At 71.1% G+C, this 5,320-nt stretch carries 6 protein-coding genes; all 6 read right to left on the minus strand.

The annotated features are described in order from the left end of the window. Positions 1–279 precede the first annotated feature (279 nt). Positions 280–1,374 (minus strand): CapA family protein, encoded by a 1,095-nt coding sequence (locus tag ACFXB5_RS18870; protein WP_385208997.1) that lies wholly within the window; start codon positions 1,372–1,374, stop codon positions 280–282. Positions 1,375–1,399: 25 nt separating this feature from the next. Further along, complete coding sequence (locus tag ACFXB5_RS18875; protein ID WP_201855439.1) at positions 1,400–1,855, minus strand: PaaI family thioesterase; 456 nt, start codon at positions 1,853–1,855, stop codon at positions 1,400–1,402. A gap of 116 nt (positions 1,856–1,971) precedes the next feature. Then, positions 1,972–2,643 (minus strand): enoyl-CoA hydratase-related protein, encoded by a 672-nt coding sequence (locus ACFXB5_RS18880; protein WP_385209000.1) that lies wholly within the window; start codon positions 2,641–2,643, stop codon positions 1,972–1,974. Positions 2,644–2,754: 111 nt separating this feature from the next. Next, complete coding sequence (locus ACFXB5_RS18885; RefSeq protein ID WP_385209003.1) at positions 2,755–3,384, minus strand: TetR/AcrR family transcriptional regulator; 630 nt, start codon at positions 3,382–3,384, stop codon at positions 2,755–2,757. 121 nt (positions 3,385–3,505) lie between these two features. Next, on the minus strand, positions 3,506–4,561 hold the full coding sequence (locus ACFXB5_RS18890; protein WP_385209004.1) for a biotin/lipoate A/B protein ligase family protein: 1,056 nt from the start codon (positions 4,559–4,561) through the stop codon (positions 3,506–3,508). Positions 4,562–4,674: 113 nt separating this feature from the next. Next, positions 4,675–5,142: a hypothetical protein gene (locus ACFXB5_RS18895; RefSeq protein ID WP_385209006.1), complete on the minus strand. Its 468-nt coding sequence runs from the start codon at positions 5,140–5,142 to the stop codon at positions 4,675–4,677. Positions 5,143–5,320 lie beyond the last annotated feature (178 nt).

The raw sequence follows: 5,320 nt of genomic DNA on the forward strand, positions 1-5,320 counted from the left end.
ACCTCTGGCCGCACACCCCCGGGCTCTCGGCCGACCCCCCCCGCCCCGGCTAATTCCACCACCCCGAGCCGCTCAACACAATCTCACCCCCTGGGGGGGGGGGGGCTCCAGATCCGCCCCCGCCACCACCGCGCGGTGGCCGGTCAGAACCTCGGGTCGAGGATCGAGCCCCACGTGTAGACGGCGGACTGCGACAGCCGTTCGCTGTCCTCGAGCCTGATCGTGTCCCAATCGGGGTTGTCGGGGTTCAGCGATGTCTCCTGGCGGGCTCCCTGGTCATCAGAAACGGACGCGGCCGTCCCCGTCCACCCTCGTCGCGGGGGCCAGCTCCTGGGAGACCTCCTCGACCTGCCGCAGGATCCGCCGCGCCGTCGAGGCCGAGGGAATCACCGGCTCGCCGTCCGCGGTGAGCTCGACCGGATGCAGACGCAGCCGGGGCGGGCCGTCCCCCAGGGCCACCTCGAAGACCGCGCTCTCGAACCACGGCCGGTCGAACATCCGCTCCTTGTAGCGGGAGGGCGGGCGCCGGTCGGCGGGAGCCACCTCCGCACAGGGATGGAACAGGAAGTTCCCGGTCGAGTAGAGGATGAGGCCGTCCCCGTACCGCTCGACCGGGTGGAGGCAGTGCGGATGGTGTCCGATCACCAGATCCGCTCCGGCGTCGACAAGACGCCGCCCCAGCGGCTGCTGGTACTCGGCCAACGGCCCCTGGTTGCTGGGCAGATAGCACCAGGGAACGCCCCAGTGCACCGCCACCACCACCGTGGCGGCCAGCTCCTTGGCCCGCCGGACCGCCTCCTCGGCACGCACCACATCGGCCTCGCGTGCCCTGGTCCGGACATACGGCACGGTCCCGGGCTGCTCCTCGATCAGCACGCCGTCGAACTCATAGGACTGCTCGACCCGCACCGGCGCGATCCCGGGCCGGTGCGAAGTGGCGTTGAAGCCCGGCGGCAGGGCACAGCACAGGCTCAGGAAGGCCACCTCGGCGCGGCCCCGGCCGGAGGGCCGGACGGCACGTAGCGCCTCGTCGAGGTTCTCCCCGGCCCCGGCGTGGGCGACACCGACCTCGTCCAGGGCCGCCCTGGTGCTGCGCAGACCGTCGATGCCGTAGTCGAGCGCGTGGTTGGTGGCCAGCGAACAGGCGTCGAAGCCGAGCCGGGCCAGCTCGGGAGCCATGTCGCTGCCCACACGGAAGGCGACCGGCTTCTCGGCCGGGTACCCGGTGTCGGTCAGCGGGACCTCGAGGTTGCCGATCGTCAGATCGGCGTCCCGCAGCAGCGGCAGCGCCGAGGTGCCGGCGGAGAGGTCCCCGTCGAGTGCCACGGCCGGCCTCCGGGCGACCACCACGTCCCCCACGGCGATCAGCTTCATATGCCACTCTCCCCACTCGGGCCGGTCAGCCGTCCGCGCCGAGGATCATGCAGGTGGTGGTCGCGTGGGCGATCAACTTCCCTTGTTCGTCCAGCACCTTGCCCTCGGCGGTGGCGGTGCGGCGACCGGCGTGGAGGACGGTGCCCTCGGCGATGAGGGTCTGCCCGTCGGTGCGGGCGGCGCGAATGTAGTTCACCTTGAGCTCCAGGGTGGTGTAGCCCACCCCGGCCGGGAGAGTGGTGTGAACGGCGCAGCCCATGGCCGAGTCGAGCAGAGTGGCGGCGATACCGCCGTGCACGGTGCCGAGGGGATTGGCGAAGTCGGGGCGGGTGTCGAGGGAGACGACGACGCGTCCGGGGTCGACCTCGTCGAAGCGCATGCCGAGGAGCCGTCCGATGGTGGGAACGTCGGTGGGACGCTCGGACTGCACCCATCGCATGAGATCGAGGCCGGAGAGGGTGGTGAGGTCGGTGGTGGTCACAGGCGTTCCTTGCGGTCGTGGTGGGCCGCGCCGTTCGGGAGGGGCGCGGCACGGGAGCCGCTGGGGCTGTCGGCCAGGGGGTTGTCGGCCAAGGGGGCTGTTGGCCAAGGGGGTTGTCAGCCGAGGGGGTTGTCCTTCGCACGCAGGGCGGCCAGTACGGGGGCGTACATCCGGCTCTTTATGGTGCCGAGGGTGTCACCGGCCTTGCCCGCCTGCGCCGCGGCGAGCTCTACCGCGGTCGACCGGACGGAGTCCTCCGCCACCGCGTGGTCGACGATCCCGGCGGTGAGCGCGTCGTGGCCGCCGTAACGACGAGCGGTGACCATGGCCTCGTGGGCGGTCCGCGGGCTCAGCCGGCCCTGGATGAGAGCGGACATGCCTGGGGTGAAGGGGATGTTGATGTCGGCCTCGGGCAGACACCAGAAGCCACGGTCGGCGCGCATCACCCGGATGTCATGGGCCAGGGAGAACATCGCGCCCGCCGCGAAGGTGTGCCCCTGCAGCGCGGCCACGGTCACGAGCGGCAGCGACAGCATCCGGGCCAGGAGTCCGTGGACGGAGGAGACATAGTCCTGGTGCTGGTCGGCGTGTTCCAACAGCCATTCCAGGTCCAGGCCGTTGGAGTAGAACTTGCCGGTGGCGGCCGTCACCAGGGCACGCGCCCCCTCGGCCTTCTCCACCTCGTCCAGGGCGCTGTTGACAGTGGCGAGCCAGTCGGGGTGGAAGCGGTTCTCGCCGTCCCCGAGGTCGAGCACGAAGACGTTGTCCCGGCGGTCCAGCGTGGGCATGGCTGCTCCTTCACACAGGGCTGAGTCGGCGGACGGGTCCGCGCGCCACCCATCCGGCGGCCCGCGGATCACGGCGGTGGTTCACCGTGGCCTCACGGTGGCGGCGTGGTTTCACGGTGGTGGCGCGTCGCGGTCGCGGGCGGGGTCCGCCAACGAGCCGGTGGTACGCAGAGCGTGGGCCAGAAGGTCATGGATCTCGGCGGCGGCCGCCTCCAGCGGGGCGGTGCTCCGCTCGGCCCGGCACATGATGACGGCGCCCTCCACGGCGGCGATGATGAACGCGGCCAGCCGCCTTCCCCGCTCCTCCGACAGACCGTGCCGGACGAACAGGGCGGCCAGCGCCTCCTGCCAGCGGGTGAACGCCGCGGCCGCGGAGCGGGCGAGCTGCGGGGCGTCGTCGTTGGTCTCGACGGCCACCGCCACGATGGGGCAGCCGGTCCGGAAGTCGCTTTCGAGGAGCCGTCCGCGCCACAGCGTGAAGAACGCGTCGACCGCCTCCAGCGGGTCATCGGGCCGCGCACCGGTCTCGATCAGCCCGGCGATGAAGTCACCGGCGAGCGCCACCGCCTCATCGATCAACTGCGCCCGCCCGCCCGGGAAATGGTGGTAGACCGAGCCCCGCGGGGCTCCGCTGTGCGCGAGCACCCGGTCGATGCTCGTGGCGCTCGCGCCGTATTCACGCAGCAGCGCCGCGGCGCTCAGCACCATCCGCTCACGACTGTCGCTCTTGCGCCGGACCATGCCACCCACCACCTCCCTTACGTGCGGGTAACTTATGCTCCATGGCATAGAACATGCAAGAGATGTCGTGCGCATCATGCTGAGGGAACCAGGCCGCCGAGCGCCGCGCCGAGGGTGGTTCCTATGGCACCCGCGCTGTCCACTCCTCGCTGCTGTACTTGGTGAGGGCGAGTTCCTCGGCGCGTGCCATCTCCTCCTCGGTGACGTGCCCCCGAGCGAGGCCGTAGCGGGCGCGGAAGGAGGCGAGCATGCGGTCGATGATCTCGCCGCGTGGCAGGCCGGTCTGGCGGCGCAGCGGGTCGACGCGCTTCTTGGCGCTCTCGGTGCCCTTGTCGGACAGCTTCTCCTTGCCGATGCGCAGCACATCGAGCATCTTGTCGGCGTCGATGTCGTACGCCATCGTCACGTGGTGCAGCACCGCGCCGGCGCCGCTGGCCAGGCGCTTCTGCGCGGCACCGGCGATCTTGCCTTCCTCGGAGGCGATGTCGTTGAGGGGCTGGTACCAGGCCTTGATGCCCATGTCGCCGAGCGCGGTCAGAACCCAGTCGTCGAGGTAGGCGTAGGAGTCGGCGAATGACAGGCCGGAGACGAGAGAGGCCGGTGCGGAAAGGGAGTAGGTGATGGTGTTCTCGGCCTCCACGAACATGGCTCCGCCACCGGAGATGCGCCGAACCACCGTGACTCCGTGGCGGGCCGCACCCGCGGGGTCCACCTCGTTGCGGAGGGACTGGAAGCTGCCGATGATGACGGCCGGGCTGCCCCACTCCCACACCCGCAGTGTGGGTGGCCGCCGTCCGGCGGCGACCTCGTCGGTCAGCACCTCGTCCAGGGCCATGTGCAGCGCCGGGTGCTGCGGCCCCTCGTGGATCAGCTGCCAGTCGTAGTCCGTCCAGTCGGTGGCACGGGCCAGCGCCCGCCGCACCGCGATGCCGACGGCCTCGGGGGAGAAGCCGAACATCACGGTGCCGGCGGGCAGCCCCGCCTTGACGCGGGCGGCGAGCGCCTGTGCGTCCGCGTCGGCGGGGGCGCCCTCCAGGGCCCGGTCGATGGCGTGCAGCGCCTCATCCGGTTCCAGGAAGAAGTCGCCCGCCACCCGCACCTCGCGCAGCGCGCCGTCGTGGACCTCCAGATCCACGACGACCAGCTTGCCGCCCGGCACCTTGTACTCACCGTGCATACCCTGCACCGCCTCCTGTTTCCGCCCCGGCGCTCCCGGTCATTATCGCGCGCCAATGGCCGGATCCCGCGCAGTGACCGGCTTCAGGCCACAGCGCGGGAGAGGGGGCGGGGTCAGGCTCCGGTGGTCGAGCCCGGGCGGACGATCATGAGGATGGTCACCGTCGCCCACAGCAGGTTGAACACGCCCGTGAACATGGCCAGTTGGACGGTGTCGGACCGCTCAAGGGCCTTGCTCGCACCGAGGGTGTCGAGGAGTTCGCCCTGGCGGGGCAGGACGAAGGCGACCAGGACACCGGCGGCCGCGGCCGTCAGGGCGATGGAGGCGGTGAGCCAGCCGCTGTCGAGGACGCCCATCACGGCGGCCGTGGCGAAGCCGAAGGCGGGGACGGCCAGGCCCATCTTGGCGTAGACGCGGCAGATGCGGTGCAGCAGCCGGACCGTGCCCAGGTCCGTCCGGCCCTCGGCGGCGGCCGCGTGGGCGTTGCGGGCCGCGGGCGGGAACATGCTGGCCGCTACGGTGACGGGGCCTATCGCGACAATGGCGGCCAGGACGTGCAGGGAGAGCAGGATCTTGGTCATCGGGTGGCGTCCGGCTCCCTTTCGAACGTGGCAGGCACCAGCGTCTCCTTCCGGGTGTGGGGGGGGGGGGGGCCCCCCCCCCCCACGGGGCCCGGGGGTGATAAACCCCCGGGGGGGATTAAAAAAAAACAAACATTAACAACCGAGAGAGGCCCGAGGGGGCGGGAGAAAACACACA

The sequence above is a fragment of the Streptomyces sp. NPDC059455 genome (assembly GCF_042750115.1).
In the GTDB taxonomy this organism is placed as follows: domain Bacteria; phylum Actinomycetota; class Actinomycetes; order Streptomycetales; family Streptomycetaceae; genus Streptomyces; species Streptomyces endocoffeicus.